This is a genomic window from Paenibacillus sp. JNUCC-31, from assembly GCF_014844075.1.
GTDB lineage: Bacteria > Bacillota > Bacilli > Paenibacillales > Paenibacillaceae > Paenibacillus.
In genome coordinates this window covers 5,612,098-5,630,703 of the sequence record NZ_CP062165.1, presented here as the reverse complement: position 1 = coordinate 5,630,703, position 18,606 = coordinate 5,612,098, and the positions used below count along the sequence as shown (strand labels likewise).

The following is an 18,606-nucleotide window of genomic DNA, read 5'->3' as shown; positions in this document are numbered from 1 at the left end:
CCTTTTCATCATCAATTATTCAAGGATTAGATCATCTTGAGTAATGCTTCTACACCCGTCATGCCAACTGTAATACCCATCGCTTCGGCTTCTGTTGTTACCGACTCCATAGGTGCATGCAGCAGCTGTTCCAATGTGCGCACGCCAACCGCCCGAGCTGCAATAATTTTGCGATCCCCAAGCTTCTCATTAAGTAATCCCACATCCAGTGCTCCGCACATGATATATCCTTTGGATGTATTAATCGTCAGTAATGTCGTTTTGGGCAGCTTCACTTCTACCCCGACCAAGACATGCTCTCCAACCACAATCGGCTCCATCGTCACCATAATTCCCCGATACACCTCCTCTTTCACAGGTCACGATAATTGTATGCCTCATTCCAGATTGTCGTGTGGACACCTGCGGAAAATGGAAGGAAATGCTTATATTTTGCTTCAAGTCACCGATTCGGCAATCCATTTTCTATGTCTCCAGCACTATGATTATTGGCATTTTAATGATATAGTGTATTGAAGCGTTTTATAAGCTGACATATCTTTTAACGGGGCTGGGATGAATGAAAGAAACCATATCCAACAAAGAAGAAATCGGCTTTTTATTTAATGTCGATATTCTTATTAAGAGCCGCTCGAATGCATTGGCACTGCAGTCCCTGTTGGAGTTCATTAACAAAGAGGAACAAATTGCAGACTTTCGGATTCAATCGGGCATAGAGCTTGGCAAAATTATCGAAGTGACACTCCAGTCCAAGAAGGACGCCTTTGCCTCACTTCATAAAGGACGAAAAAAATCACAAGCCACTGAAGAACAGAAGACGTCTTCTCCAACACAAGCGACGGCTTCAACTGATCCAGTCGCACCGCAGAACCAGACAGAAACACCTGCTTCCCAGAAAACAACTTCACTTGAAGCACTCAACACTACCAGCGGAAATTCATTCGACGTGTGGATTGATACCCTTATCAAAGAGAACCGGCTTACGCGGATTGTTGTGAACAACAAGAACGGCAAACATCAGAGCATTCCCTGTCGCATTTTGAATTTTGATCGGGAAAACAGTATTGTGAGCGTCTACCATGTGGACGAAAAACAAGTATATTCGTTCCGAACCAATGAAATTGATGAGTTTCTCTAAATGAGCATTTAATCTAAAAGCAACTTACGAGGGAATTTCACACATTTCCCACGCAAGTTGCTTTTTCTGATGCTCATTCTTGTAACAACTAACTGGCACATTTACAAATTCTACAGGTACATAGGCATTGGAGATGATCAGGAGCGATCTTTGCCCCGTTGCCATACGTCCATTGCCAATAACAACCATCCGACAATAAAGGCTACCCCGCCGATTGGTGTGATTGCTCCCAACGTTTTAATACCTGAAATACTCAGTACATACAGACTGCCCGAGAAGATGATAATTCCGACGAACAGTAGGCGCGCTGCCCATTTAAGCTTGGCGGACGGTCCCAGCTGACCGGCGGTCAGACCAATAATGAGCAGTGCGATTGCATGTATCATGTGATACTGTACTCCAGTTTCATACACTGCTATGGCATCTGCTCCAATTTTATCCTTGAGCATATGTGCACCAAATGCACCTATAGCGACAGACAGCATTGTCAGTACCGCACCAAACATCATCCATTTCCGTTGCATGTGCTTCTCTCCCTCAATTCAATCTCTCACTATTATTTTAGCGAATCCTTGCCGTGTTTACCAGCGAGCTTCCGTGTGTGAGAGCAAGCATATGTCAGCTTATATATACTCAGTTCATTTTTTCTACGAATTCGGTGAAAACTGGCGTAAAACCTTGATTTTTATCGATAATTATGGAAAAGTAAAAAGGTGTGTCTTCATTCTCTGATGAGAATCACAACATCCCGATTGGGTTAATTACATTCATAACGACGATTAAGGGGGGGAAAAACATTTATGGATAATCATCATAACCAGAATAACAATAATTCTTATCCCTCGGGCTCGGGCCCGGATCATTCTGATCCCAACCATTCCTTTACGCCTTATCCACCCACTCCGGAAGATCGTTCCTTGGATCAACTGAAGCATTCCGGCCCTGGCATTGCAAGCTTTGTGATTGGATTGGTTTCGATCATTGGCTACATATTAACTATCTTTATTGCCACATTGGCTATAAACAACGCCATTGGCGTTGTAACCACACCGATTCAGGTGGAAGAAATTGCGCTGCATCCAGCAGTCGTTCTGGCTTCACTCTCCATTCTTGTATGTCTCGTGCTTAACCTGGCCGGACTCATACTAGGCGTGATCGGTCTTGTTTTGAAAAACCGGAAGAAGGTCTTTGCCATTATCGGAACGATGCTTAGTGGGATCATGATTCTGGCCTTTGCAGGACTTGTTATTGCAGGCATCTACATGATATAAAAGCTTATACAAATTTTCGTATCCAAAGGAGAATGACATGTCACGAATCAAAATTTTCACGGACAGCACAAGTGATCTGGCCCCAGCATGGATCCAGCAGCACGATATTGGTATCATCCCTTTATATGTCGTGTTTGGTGAGGAATCACTGAAGGACGGTGCTGAAATCAAGCCAGAGCAGCTCTATGAACGTGTAAGCAGGGATGGGCGTCTTCCCAAAACGGCAGCACCTTCACCTGCTGATTTCATGACAGCATTTCAACCTTACATAGAACAAGGACTTGATATTTTATATATCAGCTTGTCTTCTGAACTTTCGTCAACTTACCAAAATGCAAGATTGGCCAGTTCTGAATTTCCGGAAGGCCGCATTTCTGTCGTGGATTCTCTGAATCTGTCTTCCGGAATTGCTTTGATGGTAATGAAAGCTGTACATGCAGCAGAAAAAGGACAGAGTCTCAGGGAGATCACCCATCTCGTTGAAGCGATTAAACCAAATGTCCGAACTGAATTTGTCATCGACACACTGGAGTATCTGCACAAGGGCGGACGCTGCTCTGGTATGCAAAACCTCATTGGCAGCCTGCTGAAAATAAGGCCGGTCATTCGGGTAGCTGATGGCAAAATGTCACCTGCGTACAAAGTCCGTGGCAAACGTGAAAAAGCACTCGAACAAATGCTCCTAAACACACTTAGCCACAAGGAGCAAATCGATCCCGATCTCGTTATTGTCGTCCATACCATGGCAGAGGAAGATGCGCTTGGTTTACAGAAGTCACTGCAGGAGCATACAGGAGCACGGGTGGAGTTAACTACAGCCGGTTGCGTAATATGCAGTCACTGTGGTCCCAAAACCATCGGTATCATTTATAACACTCTACTATAAAATACGTTTCTCAAGAACACAGCAAGTTTCCCCTAAGTTTCTGAATGACACTTTCTGTACATGCAAGAAACCTGCAAAAGGGCATCCCGGGCTACAAAAGCCCAGGATACCCTTTTTTATATTTTTAACAGAACATTAGTAACTTTTTGTTTTTAGATCATTCAAGTTTTTGAACGCATATCCTTGTTTGCGAGCCTCATCAATAATGGAGCCCAGAGCCTCCGTATTGTCTTTCGACACAGAATGAAGCAGGATGACTGCACCCGGATGCAGCTGTTTCAAAACTTGCTGACGCGCGTAGTCTGCCCCTTTTTGCACTTTGGTATCCCAGTCTTTATAGGCAACGGACCAGAATACATTGACATAACCCTGGGCGTGGCTCTCCGCGAGCGTACGGTTATTGAAAATTCCGCGTGGTGGCCGCAAAAAAGTCGCTTGCTGACCCGTCAACCGATTGACCTCTGACCGAACCTGATCAAGCTCCGTTCTCAATTTCTCATTGGATACCCGGGTCATATCGGGATGACTCCAGGAATGGTTACCGACAATATGCCCTTCTGCTGCCATTCGTTTTACCAGTTCGGGCTGATCCTTCAGATAATGTCCGGTAACAAAAAAAGCAGCTGGTACTTTCTTGTCACGCAGAACATCCAGAATGGCCGGGGTAAACCCGTTCTCATAACCGTTATCAAACGTAAGGTACAATTCTTTCTGTTTTGTATCCCCCAGGAAGATGGCATCATTATTTTGTAAAATCTGTTTAAACCCTTCCTGGTCAATGGAAGGCAACTGGCCGTTTTGACTTTTTTTGAAGCCAAAGTGATACGCTCCGTTTATTGGCGATGCTTCAGTCTGTGCTGGTAATATACCGAAAGTCAATATCGCCAGCAACATGTAAAGAACCATTCGCTTCATGGCTTATCCGCTCCTGTTCCTGAAAATTTCGGTTTGTCGTTTCCATCACGAACACCTTCAGATAATATGCCACAGGAACAGCTAATGTATGTAATTTTGAAACACAAATCAATCCACATCAAGAACCGTGGGCGCCCACTCCCTATTTATTCATTTAAAACCGCTTATGGTCTCGTTCAGGATGATGAAACAATTCAAGTAATGTCTGTGGTTTCCCGCTGGAAGCGAGCCACTCTCTAACCATTTCAATGGCTCGGGTCTGCCCGTCTCCGCTATCACGCCAGGTAAGCAGTTCAATAACCTTAATAATCAGGGCAGACATGTTATGGTTATCGTGTTCAGATCGATCTGCCCGCAGTTTATGGTACAAGGCTTCCTGCTCCCAATCCAGCAAGATCTCATCACCAATGGTAGGCTTCATCAATGTATATGCCCTGCCACATCCGGAGCAACGAACCGCACTCACTTGCTCTTCAGCAAAGCTCGCCCGGATGTCCTCATCGCAATCCGCGCACTGGAAATAAACCTGTATGTTGTGTATGTTATCGTTCATGTTGGTCTTCCTCCTGCTATGTATGTACTACATCTATACCCGAAATGTCGATGACTCACGCTAAAATTCTTCAAAATCACAAGGTGCTATAATATTGTAAATATGTTAAAATATTATACATAATATGAGTAGGAAGAGGCGGGTATCCATGTCGAAGGAAGAACGTAACATTACCTGGCAGCAATCCAGCTTAAACAGACAGGATCGGGAGAACCATAACGGACATCGAAGTCGTGCGTTATGGTTCACCGGGTTATCTGGTGCAGGAAAATCCTCTCTGGCATTTGCTCTGGAGCAGTACCTGTACGAAAAAGGAGTTCATGGTTATGTCCTTGATGGGGATAACGTACGACATGGACTGAATCGGGATCTTGGCTTCACAGCAGAGGATCGGCAAGAAAATCTGCGCCGGATCGGTGAAGTATCCAAGTTGATGGTGGATGCCGGGTTATTTGTTCTTTCTGCCTTTATCTCACCTCATGCACAGGATCGGGAGATGGTTAAACAACTCTTTGAAGCGGATGATTTCATTGAAATCTATGTTCGTTGCTCCATTGAAGAGTGTGAGCGGCGGGATCCAAAAGGTCTTTACAAAAAAGCCCGCAGCGGTGACATTCCGCATTTCACAGGAATATCTGCTCCCTATGACATTCCGGAGGACCCTTCACTTATCATCGATACCGAGAAGTTGTCCATTGATGAAGCTGTACATGAAATCGTGCAGCATCTGGAACGGATCGGGGCCCTTAAACTAACGAATCCTGTCAGTAATGAAATGGTTCATTAAATCGTTGGTTAAGAATATGGATCCCTGTTACTAAAAAGAGACATAAAAGGCGCAGCCTCAATGGTGCGCCTTTTTCATTGGTGCAATGCAGTTTACAATCCCGGATTAACGGTGATGTTTTACTGCCCTACTACCTCCGCCTGCATATTCAACAGTTTGCTGAAGGTTCCTACCGGATCTGTGGCCAACTGCTGATATTCCCCTTGTTGAATAACCCGCCCTTCATCCAGAACAATCACCCAGTCGGCTGTACGAATGGTTGAGAGTCGATGGGCTATGACAATAATGGTTACTTGCCCTTTCAGACGCTCCAAGGCCTCCTGGATGTGCTGTTCGTTCTCACTGTCCAGGGCACTCGTCGCTTCATCCAATACGAGTACAGAAGGATTTCGAAGCATGGCACGGGCAAGCACCAAACGCTGACGTTCCCCTCCAGATAGCCGGATTCCCCGATCACCAATCATGGTATCCAGTCCTTGTGGCAGCTTGCGGACAAACGTTGCAGAGGAAGAAAACTGTAATGCCTGCCACATCTGCTCTTCACTGGCATCCGGATCCACCAGGCGCAAATTTTCACGTATGCTTGTATGAAACAGAAAGGGATCTTGAGAGACATAACCGATTGAACTTCTCCAGGCAAGCAATCTATCTTCAGTCAAAGGCACCCCATCAATTAAAATCTGTCCACTCTCTGGACGAACAAGTCCCATAATCAGATCGATCATCGTACTCTTTCCGGCACCGGACTTACCTACAATGGCTGTCATGCCTTTCGCAGGGATGGATGCATATACTTCGCGCAACGAATAGGTTTCACTGCCTTCGTATCGATAATTGACACGTTGGCACTCAATAGATTCCTTAAGAACCAGCGGTTTAAATGGGCGAGCCTCATCCTGTCCATTCAACTCTCTATTAGCCTTATTTCTGAATGTACGAGAATCAGGTACCGTCAAGTCCTGATCCTTTATTTCACCAGAAGCAGCGGCAATACCACCAATTTCACGGCTTTTCTCAGTCTCCATTTGCAGCTGCCTCACAATCCGAAACGCGGGCAACATGGAACTCATATACTCCAGATTGGATTGAATGGACGTAAATCGTGGCCACAATCGGGAAAAAATAAGGATAATGAGCAACAAACTTGCCGGAGGAACAGCGAGCACATGCAGGGATAAGTAGATAAAAGCGGCAATAATGACAGCAGCCGATACCCGGTGAATCAGCTGTGTACCACTGTTTAACTGGCTGAACTGTATCACGTTACGTTCAATCCGCCCACAAATTCGCTCAAACCAGCTAATATGTGATTTTTCGAGCATGTTACTTTTGATATCCTTGATACCGTTAAAGTGCTCGGTAATGCCATTATAGTAACTTTGGGAATATTCGGACGTCTGATCCCCGATTTGTTTTGCCCGTCTCACAAACTTTCTCAGGAAAATAAACAATACCAACCCGCAGACCAGTACAAGAGTGGTTAACTTGGCAGACAACCAGAAAGCCAGACCAATTTGAATGCCTGTGAAGATCAAGGAAGCCGCCATTTGCAGCAAAATGTTTGTTCCCTGACTAACTCGTGCAAGCTCGGTTGTTAATATATGATTAAAGTCGGATTTTCGTTTTTGGAGAAAAAAAGACCACTGCGCCATAATGATGGCTCGGTAGGTTTCCATGCGTAACGTTCGAACAAATTGCTGCTGGATCCGAGTGTTTCGAATTGTCTGAAGGCGTTGAAGCCACGCCTGTCCGGAGACAATGACTACAAAGGTCAGCAGCACTAACAACAGTCTACCGTTTTCGGGAAAACGATGTAATAGTTCTGAAACCCAGGGTAAGTGCAAACTTGTAGAACCCATCTCAAAAACACCAATGAGACTTAACATTGGAACGAGCATATAAATGCCGATTCCCTCCATAAGACTGATGCAGATCATGCCTAGAAGGTTCCAATATAACACTGGACCCGTTACCCGATGCAGCTTCCGCATAAAAAATTGAAGTTCCGAAATCATGCGTTATCCTTGTCCCCTCTCCGTCATCGTGTTCCTTTTTATTCGCCGCCAGAACCAGAGAAACGGACGTAACGGAAAATACAGAAAATGCAATGAACGTGGAAGCGGCAATTGATCTACATCCCAGGTACTTGGATATAACCGTTCTATAAAGAAAAAGAGTTTCTGCCTTGTGCTGCGCAGTGCAAACAAATAGGAACGATAACTCTTCACATCGGCCGGACTTTCAATCATCTCATTCATGAACAATACGCCGCGTCTGGCTAATTTCTCTCCCGCACGTTCGTGAGAAGACAACAAAGCAAGATCATTGGCATCCAGAGGGGTGTTCAGCAATACCGAGGCAAGACGAAGAGCCTGTGAACCGATGGGTAACCGTCCTTCTGCTTTCAGGCGCTGTTCCACTTTGTTCACGTCCAGGGGCATGCTGCGAATCATCTGATCAATGTCCAGTAACCAGCGCAGCCTGAACCATCCATGTCTTGCGCCATGCGTCACCAAGTATGCCCACAGATCTTCTCTTTCCAGCATACGGACAGGCGTTTGGGTATAGGTACTGAATCGGCTTCGTTTCCACAATACTTCAAAATCGGTTTCCCTTCCGGAATCCGGGTTAAGCCGCCAATGAATCTCTACTTGGGTTCTTTTGACCGGATGTTTGTAACAAATGTGATGTTCCCGCCATTTCCAGCTGGATACAGTGGGTGTTCGTTTGCCTTCCTTCGATTCATAACCAAGTGATTCAAGGATCTCTTCAGCGGACTCCACGTCATTAAAAGGAATGAGAATATCCAGATCTTTCGATGTCCGCAATGAGATATCCCCGTATAGATCATGAGCCAGTGCAGGTCCTTTGAGCGTAATATTGCGAATGCCTCGTTCGCGGAATGCACCACAAACCTGCTCCATCTCGGCAGTCAGATGTAACATGCGGAATGTATTCGCCGTATATTGATGCCTCAGGATTTCCACAACAAAAGCGGGAATGATCGCTGAATTCCAATCTTTTATTTTCAGATAGAGAACAGAGTACAGTCGATGATGATAGACAAGCCGCAAAAAGAGCTGCCAGTCTGTTGCCTGCAGTCGCGTTTTGACATCCTCAGAGGCTAGATCTGTGAGTTCACCTCTAATTATGCTCAATATTAACTTAAGCTCCTGCGGAAAATTGGTTGTATAGTATTCACGTTCATGTGTCATAGACAATCTCCCCAGATCCCTTCTCAGGACACCGCTTGCCAAACACGCCGACAACCGTATATTGGTCCATAGTATCAGCTCCGGTCACGATCAATTTCCCACTTCGCAGCCAGGCATGAGCCATCATTTGTCCAGTTTCATTCCGTGCAGTTCCCATATATAGAGTACTGTCAATTTTACGACGTTCCAGCATCTTCATCGCAGCAATAGCCATCACCAGACAACGGCTTTCCCATAATGTGTATTTGCTGGCTACCAGTATGGCTTTGGAAATATTTCGTATCGTCTTCACTTCATTTCTTTGAAGTCCACTCATCGGCGTTTCGTACATTGGTGTACCCAAACCTGGAGCAATCTTGGCAAAGGGCATCGCCTTCAGGATTCGTGCCCATCCAAGATGGATGTAAGCCTCCCACACCAATCCACGAATTTCACGTGGCAACGAGAAATAAGCTTTTATTTTACGTAACATGACTCTATTCTCCGCGGGTAACTTCAATTAAACCTTCTTGCGTCAGATGCTCAAGAAATTGAACAACCTGATCCTGGCAAACTGCTGGTTCAATATCATATTCAGAGGCTAACACCTCTACCAACTCAGCCAAAGTTTGCTCCTCACTCAACAGATCCCAGATGCGTCCACCGGTGCTGCCCAGGTTATAGTACTTTCCGGTATGAATGCTCATCATGACTTTCTCTCCGCCCATATCACTGACCAGGTTGCCTTCCTTGCGCATTACACGATCTTCGCCATTCATTGGTTTAGTTGTTGTCATTGTCCTGTATACACTCCTTTACGTACATGATCGATAATCCGGTCTGCCATCTCAAATGCAGTAAAATCAGGTCCTGATCTCGTGATTCTGAAGACTTCGATACTTGCGGACAAACGTGAAACCGTCTCAAATAACCACTGCGCCAGACCTTGTCTGGAGACAAGCCCACTACGGAAGGTATGAGAACAAAGCATATGCAAGCGTTCCAATCCGGCAACTTCCATCAATTGAACGGGTATTTGTACGTCCTCAGGCTTTGGATCAAGCTCAAATACAGCAGCAAGCGGAACAGATCTATCATGAAAATAGTGCTGGACCGGAATCGCGTATTTCGTAATCTCCGCATGCACGGTTGCATAATCCTGTTCCTTCATGCCGAATCCGTCCAGGCTGGGCTGCCACAACTTTTGCTGCGGATACCCGGGCGATACAATCGCTCTACCGCCTGCATCCCACGTCAGTGCCACAACATCATCCGTCAAGAGCGGATAACCACGCGAAGCAAGTGCTGCGGACAATGTGGATTTGCCTGCACCGGAATGTCCTACAAATGCATATGCCCAGCCATCAATCACTACTGCGCTTCCATGTAGAGGCAAAATGCTGCGTTGCATCATAATGACGGCCATACATGTGCCCAGAATAAATAATCGTACCTTTTTATTGTCAGCTCCCGGTTCAGGAGATACTATGATTCTATTTCCCTGTTCCATAAAAAAAAGACCGATATCCTCAATTCGAAAAAAAAGACTTCCATCCCGGGCTACAAAGTTGTCTTTCCCCACGTCCCACTCGTTCCAACGTGATGTTAAATCAGCTATCTGGATGTGTACATCAACAGTGGCAGCATCTGATTCTGTACTTCCCTGCACGATTTGGAGTTCGGGCAATGGAAATTGGCTCAGCCAACGCAAGCCATAAGCTTCATACTGCACAGGCAACAATGAATGACTCCTCCTTTGCAATTCTTCATGTAAATAAAAAAGCCCTTATATTCATCTTGCTCAAATATAAGGGCGGAGGCGAAAAGATGGATTTGTTGCCTTTCCGCCCTTTAAGTATAATGGCACAGGTTAAAGCTTAATAACTTAGGAAGTAGACGGATCGTAAAGGTCAGCATCGTGAACAGTTATCCAGTCAATTTGTCTGTATCCTGTTCCCGCCATGGTTTGGTTCACTTCCAACACTTCCAGTGCTGGTGCTTGCCATTCTTTCTTTTGCGTTTGCATTGTATTCACCTCCCTTCATGAGTCAATGAAATAATGAACCTTTACTTCAGTTCACATCAATCATCCACTGGCAAGATCAAAACTTTTGTATGAATCGATATACGATCAGGCTATGCATCATCAAACGCAAGTCCGGGTGGGAAGCAAGCTCAGGCCGGGGATTAGGAAATTTGGACAGTGCCGATTGGATACGCTCTGTGTTCAATATGCCAGCGACCCGGCTGTCAGAACATAACGTGCGCAATTCATCCGTAAAGGCATTCCAGTTCGGAATCATGCGATGTAACCAATCTGCAGGCTGGACTCCGCGTACTCGCTGATTTAATCTTACTTTGTCAGGCAGCTCGGGTGAGGTAGCCCGACGAATTAAGGAGCGGTCCGTCCCCTGATTAACATATTGTTCTATCGGCACGGACAGACAGAAGCGAATCACTCTCGCATCACTGGTAGGGTCTCGCTCCCATGCTCGATAACGAAGAGAGCATTTGGTAGCTACTGCGCCATTTTTGTTTGCAATGGCCAGATTGTTGAACTTCTCTGCTCGCACTTTGAGCGCATCTGCCTGAGCACCGCCCTGTAACACGATAATTGATTTGAGCCGTTCCAATACACCCGTCCGCCTTGCAAAATCCGGGTGGATTAATTGCACAGATGCGGCCTGCGCAGCCCCTTTGGACATCGATTTAAACCATTCCGGATACGCTTTTCGTCCCGTAATTTTAGCAATACGCGAGAATTTCATCCCGGTACGCTCACTGTATTGTTGCATTTCTCGAAGCCACCGGAACCAGCGTCCGCTTTTCAGCAAACTGGCATAATAGTCCAATGCAGGTCCCCAGGAAACGGTGAAGTTACCACGTGCTCCAGTCAATAGAACACCAACATCCTGCTGGCTTGCTTTTTCATAGAAACCGCGAATCCAGAATGAGTTTTCAAAGTACTTATAGGGCATTTCCATAATATCAAGCCAGGTATCCACTTCACTAAGAGGGCTTCTTCCTTCAAAATCAAGATAGTTCTCTGTAATATTACCGACATGATTAACCGTGGATTGGATAAACGGGCGTTCATCCGCTAACAGTGTTTTTGACGTATAATCCGTAAAATCAGCTACTGGAACGTAACTGTACGCATTTAACCTCTTCCCTTGGCTTCGCAAGGTTCCTGAGGCAAATCCGACAACGGCTCCAGAGTCCAGTCCCCCACTTAACGCCGCAGATACCTGTCTATGCGTCCGCAAACGCGATCCGACAGCTTGACCAAATACCTCACGGAAAGCCTCCACATACTCTCCATCGGACTTAAGCCTTAACGGCTCCACTTCATCCCAACGATGGTATTGTTTCTGTTCTAGCCTTCCATCTCTGAAGCTAAGCGTATGTGCAGGAGGAAGCTGGCTCACTCCCCGATAGACAGTCGAATGAATATCCGCGGAATCATGCATGTCAGGGATGGCGAGAAATTCGGATAACCAGGTCTCATCCAATTCTTTATGTACGCCTTCCAGCTGCAGCAGCGGCTTCATTAATGTACAGAAGGCAAACCGCGGACCATCATGTCGAAAATAGAAGGATCTCATGCCTGTAATATCTCTGGCAGCAAAGAGCCTGCGCTTACGATCGTCCCAGATCGCAAAGGCGAAATCGCCAAGCAGTTTGTCAGCCAGATTTTCATCCCATCGTTGATAGGCTCTTAATATCAGCTCACTATCCGACAATCCCGCCAATTCAATGCTGGATATGGACATTTGATCTGCCAGCTGTTCCCGATTATCAAGAATGGCATCGGCCGTGATCGACAGACCGCTTACCTCATCATACAAAGGCAATTGCTCGCTGACCGACTCCGGTGTAATCCACTGGGCGTGACAACTCAAGAAGGCTTCATTCCCCTTCCACACGCCCGTTGTATCTGCCGGAACGTGTCCCAGACTGGCGTACAGCCGCCAACTGTCCTCCCATAACGCTTGCTGACCATCGGTATGAACAATACCTGCTATCGCGCTCATGACTTTCCTCCCCGGAGTATCTTGCGCTGTGAAGCCCAGGCGCTGATCTGGTGACCGAACGGTATCCAGGATTTGATACGCTGAATCTTGCTGTGAGCAGATGCCAGCTGTACTTTCAATCGTTCCCGCTCATTGTACCCTCGCTCCAGCCGATTATCAGCTGCCCGCAATGCAGCTTCCAGCTGCCTGATCGTTGCCAGTGCTGCCAGTGTCGGGTCCGGTACTTCCGGTTCAATCGTTGTTCGATCATTCCTGTTTCCAGGATGCTCGTTCCCTATGACGTCTATAGGTTTTATCCGGTAACCTTCCTGCCAATGACATCCGGTTGCTTCAGACAATTGACGGGTGAGCCGATGTATGACATCCTGATCCGGGCTCGCTTCGTAACGGACACCGGTCCATTGCTCTGCCTCTTCTAACTGTTCACTGTATCCCAACCGATGGAACAGGTCTGCACCGACTATGCGGCAGTACATCTCAACTTCCTGTGAATTAAGTATGTTTTTCCAGTTGTTAACAGAACCTTTATGTGCTTCCTGATGTGAAGACAGGAACGGATCACCGACCCCCATACTGTAAAACATGTTGGATTTTGCACTATCCAGAAACTGTCCATATTGCTCTATACCTTGTTCATATCCGATGCCAAGAAATCCGCACAGTTTCTCCATTTCTTCCTGAGGGCTGGAGACAAGCTGTTCATACTGCATTTCATAGGCATGCTCATGTTTTTCTGCAAAATAATCATTCAATCGAAGCAAACCCAGCGTGAGATCGACTGCTTTCATATTGAGATTCGGACTCTGCAAACTATGAATCAGTTCAAACCCTTCTCCTGTATGACGATTTACCTTTTTGTAGGATGCAGCTATGGCAAGGGGATTACGCTGGAGATGAATACGCTTGGATTGGGGAAACAGGCGATCCAACCACTCCAACATATAATAGTAACGAGGAGATTTATCTACGATGAAGTCAGCACCGCTTCCTTCCAGAAATCCGTTATAAATTTCAAGAGCAAAGCTTCGGCAGGCCTTCTCAAAACCTTCGTCAGATACCATAGCGCTGTAAAATTGACGGATGATCGCGCTTCCGCCATAGGGGCGGGAATCAGCCTTTTGCAAATCTACAAGATTCATCAGAAACCACATTTCCTGTGTAGCAAAAATCCGGCTGTGATTTTGTAGCATCACGGTGGATAGCGAACTTCCACTACGAGGTACACAGAGTAAAAAGACAAGTCCGTTACCTTGAACATCTACCAATGGCAGCCTCTCCTCTGAAAATTAAAATAAGCGTGACACTTGATTAAGCTATATATTAGTTGAAATGGATTATATACTTTCGACAACTTCTAGATACGATATGTATTCATAGTTTTACTCTATGATACAAAATGTATCATGTCAATCTTTTATTTTCACCTTTTCATAATATTTTTCTTTATACTCTATTCGGCTCTCTGTCGTTTCAGCACTATAACCATATTCGATTGCTCTTTCGATTTATGACAGTTGCATAAACAGGAAAAAGCCCCGAGAACTGTTTGTACTTAACAGGCCCACGGAGCTTCTATTATTAATGAGGAACATTAGCTGCACCTCTGTGTTAACCACTTATCCAATTGAACTTACTTCTGAGCCTTTTGATGAAATACGATGCTTCCGATCCTCGTCATCTGCCTGATCTGCCTGAGTAGCATCGGACATTCCCTGCTGAACCTTGACGGTCAACAATACTGCAATTCCTGCAACGAAAAAGAAAATTAGAGACAGAAGGCCCCACCGGGTTGAACCTGTGATTTGACCTACCCACCCAAATACAAACGGTCCAAAAATGGAAGAAAATTTCCCGGTAATATTGACGAACCCAAAATACTCTCCTGTTCTGCCGGCAGGCATCAGATTACTGAACAGGGAACGAGCTGTCGATTGACTTATGCCCTGTACTACACCTACCAGTCCGGCAAGCAGATAGAAATGAATGGCATCCGTCATAAAATAGCCCAAGATCACGATGCATATGTAGATGGACAAGCTCACCATTAATATTCGCTTCGCTCCCGAACGTTGTGCCCATGCACCCATCATCAACGTGCAAGGGTAACCGATAAACTGGGTAAGCAGTAAAGCTAACATCAGATCGGCGGTCCCAATCCCAATGCTTGTGCCATAGATCGTTGCCATCAGGATAATCGTATTGATTCCGTCGTTAAAAAACCAGAAAGCGACCAACATACGCATCAATTGGGGAAAACGCCGGATCTGACTAAAGGTTTGGCGAAGTCTGCGCATGCCCACCCTCGCAGATCCTTTCCACGAACCGGGCATATCCGGTGCAGCAGGCCGACGCTCAGCATGGCGAAATATAGGAATGGAGAACACCAGCCACCACAGCGCGACAGAGATAAAGGCAAGTCTTGTTCCGGCAAGTGTACTGCCCATTCCAAACCAACCGGGCTGTTGAATCATCAGCAGATTGACTGCAAGCAGCAACCCGCCCCCCATATAACCATAGGCATACCCTTTGGATGAGATCAAGTCCCTTCGGTCGGGGGATACCAGATCAGGCAGCATCGCATCGTAGAAGGTATTGCCCCCCGCAAAACCGATCGTTGAAATGACCAGCAGAGCAGAAGCCAGTATATAGTCGCCCTCTCCGATAAAGCTGAACCCGAGCGTAGCGATGATGCCAATGATGGAGAACACTCGCAAAAAGTCGCCCTTGCGTCCCGATAAATCTGCTAAAGTTCCCAGCAAGGGTGTTAACAGCGCTACGCATAACATGCCAATGGAATGTGTATACGCCAGATACGATGCGGCAGTATCTGCATCCAGGGTGGCGGCGGCCACTGAAGCATAGAAGACGGGAAGAACGGCCGCAAGAACTGTCGTCGCATAGGCCGAGTTGGCCCAATCATACATAATCCATGCCTTAACTGCCCGATTATCCAAATGGTATCCTTCCTTTTGCACACATCCTTCCGAAGGATGTCAGAGTGAATGCCTGTCCCTATTGTAAAGGAAGATCGTCACACTTGTTCATTATTTCTGTAAAAAGTTCACGACTATCTCTACAATTCAGATGGCTCCAAAAGGGAAACTCGTGTAATTGTATCATTTTATCTACGCATGCATCACATATCGTCCCCGCCCGTGAATATACTTAATTACCGACAGGCCAAACTGTGCCGCGTAATCAATGGGGGGTGCCTATATGTCAAATTCACACCAGCCTTACTCGTTCGTCGTATCTCGGGAAGATTGGTCGCTTCACCGCAAAGGGTACCAGGACCAGCAACGCCATCAGCAAAAGGTTAAAGATGTCATCAAACAGAATCTGCCTGATCTGATTACCGAAGAGAACATCATTATGTCTGATGGAAAACAAATCATTAAGGTACCAATCCGCAGTCTGGATGAGTACCGTTTTGTGTATAATTACCAAAAGCAAAAACATGTGGGTCAAGGAGATGGTGACAGTCAGGTCGGAGATGTCATCGGACGTGATCCCGCTTCACAGAAACCAGGAAAAGGTGAAAAGGCCGGAGACCAGCCTGGGCATGACATCGTCGAAGCCGAGGTGAGTATCGAGGAATTGGAAGATATGCTTTTCTCCGAACTGGAACTTCCGGATCTGAAACAAAAAGACAAGGATCAGATCGAGACACATACTGTTGTTTTCAACGATATCCGCAAAAAAGGCATGCAGTCCAATATTGACAAGAAACGTACCATTCTGGAGAATTTGCGTCGCAATGCTACAACAGGCAATCCAGGCATTCACCATATCAGTCCGGATGATCTGCGTTACAAGACGTGGGAAGACAAAATCATTCCTCAGTCCAATGCGGTCATCATCGCCATGATGGACACTTCCGGGTCCATGGGTTCTTTTGAAAAATATTGCGCCCGCAGCTTTTTCTTCTGGATGACCCGTTTCCTGCGCCGCCAGTATGAAAAAGTCGAGATTGTTTTCCTCGCACATCATACCGAGGCCAAAGAAGTGACTGAAGAGGAATTTTTCACTCGCGGCGAAAGTGGGGGTACCATCTGCTCCTCTGTATATATGAAAGCATTGGATATTATTGACAGTCGTTATCCCCCTTCCAGCTACAACATTTACCCTTTCCACTTCTCCGACGGGGATAACCTGACCTCGGATAATGAGCGGTGTGTCAAACTGATTGGTGAGTTAATGAAGCGCAGCAACATGTTTGGATATGGCGAGGTGAACCAGTACAATCGCAGCAGTACACTGATGTCCGCCTATCGCCATATCAAGATCGACCAGTTCATGTATTATGTGATCAAAGAAAAAGGCGAAGTGTACAAAGCTTTGCGCAGCTTTTTCCAAAAACGCGAAGGAGGCAGCGTAGGATGACAGATGAAATCCGCGATCTTGAATACGCCATTGCTGAAATTATGGAGATTGCCGATGGATTTGGCCTCGATTATTATCCAATGCGTTATGAAATATGCCCGGCAGACATTATTTACACCTTTGGGGCTTACGGGATGCCAACCCGGTTCAGTCACTGGAGCTTCGGGAAAACTTTTCATAAAATGAAAATGCAATATGATTTTGGACTCAGTAAAATCTATGAGCTTGTCATTAATTCGAATCCTTGTTACGCCTTCCTGCTGGATGGCAACTCGCTGATCCAGAACAAACTGATTGTCGCACACGTGCTCGCGCACTGTGATTTTTTCAAAAACAATGCCCGGTTTTCCAAATCCAATCGCAATATGGTCGAAAGCATGGCGGCCACCGCTGATCGGATCAGTAACTATGAGATGGAATATGGAACAGAGGCCGTTGAAGCGTTCATCGATGCGGTCATCGCCATTCAGGAACATGTCGATCCCCAACTGATTAAACCCCGCCATTTGGACAAACAACGTTATATGGAGATGAAAATGCGGGAACAGCGCGGGGAGAAAGCACCAAGACCGGATGGACCCTATGATGATCTGTGGTCACTGGATGATGTACGGACCGAAGAAACACCTGCAGAAGGAATTCAGGTGCATCACTTCCCGCCTGAACCGGAAAAAGACGTCATGTGGTTTATTCAGGAATTTTCCGAAGTGTTAACGGATTGGCAGCGGGATATTATGAGCATGATGCGTGAGGAAATGTTATACTTCTGGCCACAGATGGAAACCAAGATCATGAATGAAGGCTGGGCCTCCTACTGGCATCAACGCATTATACGCGAACTCGATCTGAACAGTGAGGATACGATTGAATTCGCCAAACTGAACTCCTCCGTCGTGCAGCCATCCAAGCAAAGTCTGAATCCCTATTATTTGGGACTGAAAATTTTCGAGGATATTGAACGTCGTTGGGATAACCCCTCCCGGGAGGAACAGGAACGTTGGGGCCGCATACCAGGCCAAGGTCGTGCCAAAATGTTCGAGGTGCGCGAATTCGATTCCGATACCTCGTTTATCCGCAATTACATGACCAAACAATTAACCGAAGACCTCGACCTATATGTATTCGAGAAAAAAGGCCCGGACTGGAAAATTACCGACAAGTCCTGGGAAAACATACGGGATCAACTTGTATTTTCACGCATCAACGGTGGTTCTCCATATCTGGTCGTTCAGGATGCCGACTATCTGCGGACAGGAGAACTCGTGCTCAAACATCAATATGAAGGCATCGAGCTGGATCTGAAATATATGGAACGGACCCTTCCCTATCTGTATCGCCTTTGGGGGCGTACCGTCCATGTGGAAACAAGGGTCGAAGATAAACCGATCTGGTTCACATATGATGGCAAGAAGCACCATCGCAAATTTTTATAATCATCCTTACTA

Annotated in this window: 19 protein-coding genes; 6 read left to right on the top strand and 13 right to left on the bottom strand. The window is 46.1% G+C overall.

All coding sequences use genetic code 11. The features are described from left to right. Positions 1 to 26: 26 nt before the first annotated feature. Entirely contained in the window at positions 27 to 329 is a 303-nt protein-coding gene (locus JNUCC31_RS24635) for a YunC family protein (protein WP_017689545.1), read from the bottom strand. A 230-nt stretch (positions 330 to 559) separates the two neighbouring features. Between JNUCC31_RS24635 and JNUCC31_RS24630 the strand changes: the two genes are divergently transcribed. Further along, complete coding sequence (locus JNUCC31_RS24630) at positions 560 to 1,138, top strand: hypothetical protein (protein WP_192265640.1); 579 nt, start codon at positions 560 to 562, stop codon at positions 1,136 to 1,138. 137 nt (positions 1,139 to 1,275) lie between these two features. Here JNUCC31_RS24630 and JNUCC31_RS24625 read toward each other — a convergent pair whose 3' ends face one another. After that, positions 1,276 to 1,662: a DUF423 domain-containing protein gene (locus JNUCC31_RS24625; protein ID WP_192265638.1), complete on the bottom strand. Its 387-nt coding sequence runs from the start codon at positions 1,660 to 1,662 to the stop codon at positions 1,276 to 1,278. Positions 1,663 to 1,938: 276 nt separating this feature from the next. Between JNUCC31_RS24625 and JNUCC31_RS24620 the strand changes: the two genes are divergently transcribed. Both JNUCC31_RS24620 and JNUCC31_RS24615 read left to right on the top strand, forming a co-directional pair. Then, positions 1,939 to 2,409 carry a hypothetical protein gene (locus JNUCC31_RS24620; protein WP_192265636.1) on the top strand — a complete coding sequence of 157 codons (471 nt, stop codon included), beginning with the start codon at positions 1,939 to 1,941 and terminating at the stop codon, positions 2,407 to 2,409. Between the two features lie 37 nt (positions 2,410 to 2,446). Then, the gene (locus JNUCC31_RS24615) at positions 2,447 to 3,295 is read left to right on the top strand and encodes a DegV family protein (protein ID WP_192265634.1); all 849 of its coding nucleotides are present in this window, start codon (positions 2,447 to 2,449) and stop codon (positions 3,293 to 3,295) included. A gap of 135 nt (positions 3,296 to 3,430) precedes the next feature. On the opposite strand, the gene pdaA is transcribed toward JNUCC31_RS24615, so the two are convergent. Further along, positions 3,431 to 4,210, bottom strand: a complete 780-nt coding sequence (gene pdaA, locus JNUCC31_RS24610; protein ID WP_192265632.1) for a delta-lactam-biosynthetic de-N-acetylase — start codon at positions 4,208 to 4,210, stop codon at positions 3,431 to 3,433. A 154-nt stretch (positions 4,211 to 4,364) separates the two neighbouring features. Continuing rightward, a complete protein-coding gene (locus JNUCC31_RS24605) occupies positions 4,365 to 4,763 on the bottom strand; it encodes a hypothetical protein (protein ID WP_192265629.1) in 399 nt (132 codons plus the stop codon). A 148-nt stretch (positions 4,764 to 4,911) separates the two neighbouring features. Between JNUCC31_RS24605 and cysC the strand changes: the two genes are divergently transcribed. Next, a complete protein-coding gene (cysC, locus tag JNUCC31_RS24600; protein ID WP_192265627.1) occupies positions 4,912 to 5,550 on the top strand; it encodes an adenylyl-sulfate kinase in 639 nt (212 codons plus the stop codon). A gap of 119 nt (positions 5,551 to 5,669) precedes the next feature. Here the strand turns inward: cysC and JNUCC31_RS24595 are convergent, their stop codons facing one another. The 9 genes from JNUCC31_RS24595 to JNUCC31_RS24555 all read right to left on the bottom strand — a co-directional run bounded on the left by JNUCC31_RS24595 (position 5,670) and on the right by JNUCC31_RS24555 (position 15,732). Then, positions 5,670 to 7,565: an ABC transporter ATP-binding protein gene (locus JNUCC31_RS24595; RefSeq protein WP_228469228.1), complete on the bottom strand. Its 1,896-nt coding sequence runs from the start codon at positions 7,563 to 7,565 to the stop codon at positions 5,670 to 5,672. Positions 7,566 to 7,568: 3 nt separating this feature from the next. Further along, positions 7,569 to 8,708, bottom strand: coding sequence for a nucleotidyltransferase domain-containing protein (locus JNUCC31_RS24590; protein ID WP_192265624.1), 1,140 nt, complete (start codon positions 8,706 to 8,708; stop codon positions 7,569 to 7,571). A 46-nt stretch (positions 8,709 to 8,754) separates the two neighbouring features. Then, a complete protein-coding gene (locus JNUCC31_RS24585) occupies positions 8,755 to 9,237 on the bottom strand; it encodes a lasso peptide biosynthesis B2 protein (RefSeq protein ID WP_062320027.1) in 483 nt (160 codons plus the stop codon). Between the two features lie 4 nt (positions 9,238 to 9,241). Further along, positions 9,242 to 9,541: a lasso peptide biosynthesis PqqD family chaperone gene (locus JNUCC31_RS24580; RefSeq protein WP_192265622.1), complete on the bottom strand. Its 300-nt coding sequence runs from the start codon at positions 9,539 to 9,541 to the stop codon at positions 9,242 to 9,244. Beyond that, entirely contained in the window at positions 9,538 to 10,485 is a 948-nt protein-coding gene (locus tag JNUCC31_RS24575) for an aldolase (RefSeq protein ID WP_192265620.1), read from the bottom strand. The genes JNUCC31_RS24580 and JNUCC31_RS24575 overlap by 4 nt, the downstream gene beginning before the upstream one ends. A 144-nt stretch (positions 10,486 to 10,629) precedes the next feature. Continuing rightward, entirely contained in the window at positions 10,630 to 10,770 is a 141-nt protein-coding gene (locus JNUCC31_RS24570) for a paeninodin family lasso peptide (protein ID WP_192265618.1), read from the bottom strand. A gap of 76 nt (positions 10,771 to 10,846) precedes the next feature. Further along, positions 10,847 to 12,778: an asparagine synthase-related protein gene (locus JNUCC31_RS24565; protein ID WP_192265616.1), complete on the bottom strand. Its 1,932-nt coding sequence runs from the start codon at positions 12,776 to 12,778 to the stop codon at positions 10,847 to 10,849. Beyond that, the gene (locus tag JNUCC31_RS24560; RefSeq protein WP_192265614.1) at positions 12,775 to 14,043 is read right to left on the bottom strand and encodes a sulfotransferase family protein; all 1,269 of its coding nucleotides are present in this window, start codon (positions 14,041 to 14,043) and stop codon (positions 12,775 to 12,777) included. Before JNUCC31_RS24560 ends, JNUCC31_RS24565 begins: the two co-directional genes overlap by 4 nt. A 351-nt stretch (positions 14,044 to 14,394) precedes the next feature. Next, on the bottom strand, positions 14,395 to 15,732 hold the full coding sequence (locus JNUCC31_RS24555) for an MFS transporter (protein ID WP_192265612.1): 1,338 nt from the start codon (positions 15,730 to 15,732) through the stop codon (positions 14,395 to 14,397). A 262-nt stretch (positions 15,733 to 15,994) separates the two neighbouring features. Here JNUCC31_RS24555 and yhbH point away from each other — a divergent pair, with 262 nt between their 5' ends. Together yhbH and JNUCC31_RS24545 are read left to right on the top strand one after the other, a co-directional pair. Continuing rightward, entirely contained in the window at positions 15,995 to 17,161 is a 1,167-nt protein-coding gene (yhbH, locus tag JNUCC31_RS24550; protein WP_062320039.1) for a sporulation protein YhbH, read from the top strand. Continuing rightward, positions 17,158 to 18,594, top strand: coding sequence for a SpoVR family protein (locus tag JNUCC31_RS24545; protein WP_192265610.1), 1,437 nt, complete (start codon positions 17,158 to 17,160; stop codon positions 18,592 to 18,594). Before yhbH ends, JNUCC31_RS24545 begins: the two co-directional genes overlap by 4 nt. Positions 18,595 to 18,606 lie beyond the last annotated feature (12 nt).

Coding starts and splice junctions, on each gene's coding strand:
- JNUCC31_RS24635 (WP_017689545.1), bottom strand. CDS start 329: ATGGTGACGATGGAGCCGATTGTGGTTGGAGAGCATGTCTTGGTCGGG.
- JNUCC31_RS24630 (WP_192265640.1), top strand. CDS start 560: ATGAAAGAAACCATATCCAACAAAGAAGAAATCGGCTTTTTATTTAAT.
- JNUCC31_RS24625 (WP_192265638.1), bottom strand. CDS start 1,662: ATGCAACGGAAATGGATGATGTTTGGTGCGGTACTGACAATGCTGTCT.
- JNUCC31_RS24620 (WP_192265636.1), top strand. CDS start 1,939: ATGGATAATCATCATAACCAGAATAACAATAATTCTTATCCCTCGGGC.
- JNUCC31_RS24615 (WP_192265634.1), top strand. CDS start 2,447: ATGTCACGAATCAAAATTTTCACGGACAGCACAAGTGATCTGGCCCCA.
- pdaA (WP_192265632.1), bottom strand. CDS start 4,210: ATGAAGCGAATGGTTCTTTACATGTTGCTGGCGATATTGACTTTCGGT.
- JNUCC31_RS24605 (WP_192265629.1), bottom strand. CDS start 4,763: ATGAACGATAACATACACAACATACAGGTTTATTTCCAGTGCGCGGAT.
- cysC (WP_192265627.1), top strand. CDS start 4,912: ATGTCGAAGGAAGAACGTAACATTACCTGGCAGCAATCCAGCTTAAAC.
- JNUCC31_RS24595 (WP_228469228.1), bottom strand. CDS start 7,565: ATGATTTCGGAACTTCAATTTTTTATGCGGAAGCTGCATCGGGTAACG.
- JNUCC31_RS24585 (WP_062320027.1), bottom strand. CDS start 9,237: ATGTTACGTAAAATAAAAGCTTATTTCTCGTTGCCACGTGAAATTCGT.
- JNUCC31_RS24580 (WP_192265622.1), bottom strand. CDS start 9,541: ATGACAACAACTAAACCAATGAATGGCGAAGATCGTGTAATGCGCAAG.
- JNUCC31_RS24570 (WP_192265618.1), bottom strand. CDS start 10,770: ATGCAAACGCAAAAGAAAGAATGGCAAGCACCAGCACTGGAAGTGTTG.
- JNUCC31_RS24565 (WP_192265616.1), bottom strand. CDS start 12,778: ATGAGCGCGATAGCAGGTATTGTTCATACCGATGGTCAGCAAGCGTTA.
- yhbH (WP_062320039.1), top strand. CDS start 15,995: ATGTCAAATTCACACCAGCCTTACTCGTTCGTCGTATCTCGGGAAGAT.
- JNUCC31_RS24545 (WP_192265610.1), top strand. CDS start 17,158: ATGACAGATGAAATCCGCGATCTTGAATACGCCATTGCTGAAATTATG.